This window comes from Streptomyces sp. NPDC057428, from assembly GCF_042803195.1.
Taxonomy (GTDB): Bacteria; Actinomycetota; Actinomycetes; order Streptomycetales; family Streptomycetaceae; genus Streptomyces.
In genome coordinates this window covers 1-1,433 of sequence record NZ_JBHVCT010000221.1, presented here as the reverse complement: position 1 = coordinate 1,433, position 1,433 = coordinate 1, and the positions used below count along the sequence as shown (strand labels likewise).

Genomic DNA, 1,433 nt, shown 5'->3' with positions numbered 1-1,433 from the left:
GTAGACGGCATTCCTGGTGATCCTCGCGGCTCGGGAAACCTCGGTCGGGGTCAGTGCCTTCGTCTTCACCGCGTTGATCGTCAACGCCGTCTCGGCCGTCTGCGCCGCCTCGGAGAGATCGGCAAGAGCCCGGATCAGGTTCCGATGCCACTCGGCCGGATCACTGGCCATCGCCGCGTCGGCATGTCCGAGGTAGCTGCAAAGCTCGGAGATCGACTGGAACTGTCGTTGCAGGTCAGACCGGAAAACGTCGGCCTTGCGTCGGGTCATGATGCGTCCTCCGGGAGGGAATGATGCGAATACTCGGTTGACAGATCCCGTCTGCCAGGCTCATCGTAGAGCCCAGCACAGCCCGTAGTCATCACATCCGCAGATGACGAAACGTCAGGAGACATCCATGCCCGCCATCTTCCACGTCGACCAGGCCCGCACCTTCTCCATGGTCATGTTCCTCAGCTCGTCCCCGAAGATGCAGTTCGGCACGCAGCAGCAGGACACCGCCAAGGACGGCACCCCCAAGTGGGAGGTGCAGGTCGTCGCCTCGTTCACCCAGTTCGGCCGGACCGAAAACGAGATCCTCAAGGTCGGTGTCCTCTCGCACTCGAACCCCGGCGACGCCCTCCAGAACATGCCGCAGCCGGTCGAGCTGGTCGGCTTCCGGGTCGGTGTGACCCCGGCCGAGAAGCGGACCGACCGCAACGGCAACGAGAAGGTCGTCGGCGGCACCGCCTGGTACCAGGCCGACGAGATCCGCTCGACCTCCGCCGTCCCGACCTCCCGCAAGTCCGCCTCGCAGGAAGGCTGATCGTGTCCGCCACTGACTCCCTGAGCCTGGCTCCCCTGGTCGCCGTCATCGCCCTCGCGGTGCTGGCGGCCTGGGGGGCGGCTCGCCTCTTCATCGCCACCTACCGGTACATCCGCGCGACCCCCTTCCAGCGGGCCCGGATGCGCCACGCCTGGGCCGTCTCCCGCCGCTGGCGTCGCCTCGCTCCGAACGTCGGCCTGGCCCGCGTGGACGAGAACACCAAGGGCCGCAAGGACTGGCAGGGCAAGACCGCCAAGCCCGTCACGGTCGTCCCGAAGATCCGCGTCTTCCCGGAGCCCTGGGGTATCCGCGCCGTCATCAAGACCATCCCGAAGGTCGGCGTCGAGGAAGTCGAAAAGGCCGGCGGTTGGCTCGCGGACGCCTGGGACTGCCAGACCGTGGAAGTCCGCCGACTCAAGGCCGGACTCGTGGAGGTCCGAGGCATCGTCGGCAACCCGCTCGACGACCACCAGCCGTACACCTGGCCCGCCGAAGACGACTGGGTCCTCCCGATGGGACACAACCCCTGGATGCGCCAAGTCGCCATCCCGCTACGGCAGTTGAGCGGAATCAAGGTCGCGGGCCTCCCCGGCTACGGCAAGACCATGCTCATGCTCGCCTGGATGGC

Annotated in this window: 2 protein-coding genes and 1 pseudogene; 2 read left to right on the top strand and 1 reads right to left on the bottom strand. The window is 66.9% G+C overall.

The window, feature by feature from the left end:
- Positions 1-270 (bottom strand): hypothetical protein (locus tag ACFU5K_RS31880; protein WP_384068229.1); only part of this gene is annotated, 270 nt, incomplete at its 3' end.
- Positions 271-397: 127 nt separating this feature from the next.
- Here ACFU5K_RS31880 and ACFU5K_RS31875 point away from each other — a divergent pair.
- Together ACFU5K_RS31875 and ACFU5K_RS31870 are read left to right on the top strand one after the other, a co-directional pair.
- Positions 398-805, top strand: a complete 408-nt coding sequence (locus ACFU5K_RS31875) for a hypothetical protein (protein ID WP_361016958.1) — start codon at positions 398-400, stop codon at positions 803-805.
- 2 nt (positions 806-807) lie between these two features.
- A pseudogene (locus ACFU5K_RS31870) lies at positions 808-1,433 on the top strand (hypothetical protein); the annotation flags it as partial.

Bases quoted from the DNA above. Each gene is read 5' to 3' on its own strand.
- ACFU5K_RS31875 (WP_361016958.1), top strand. From the start codon at position 398: ATGCCCGCCATCTTCCACGTCGACCAGGCCCGCACCTTCTCCATGGTC.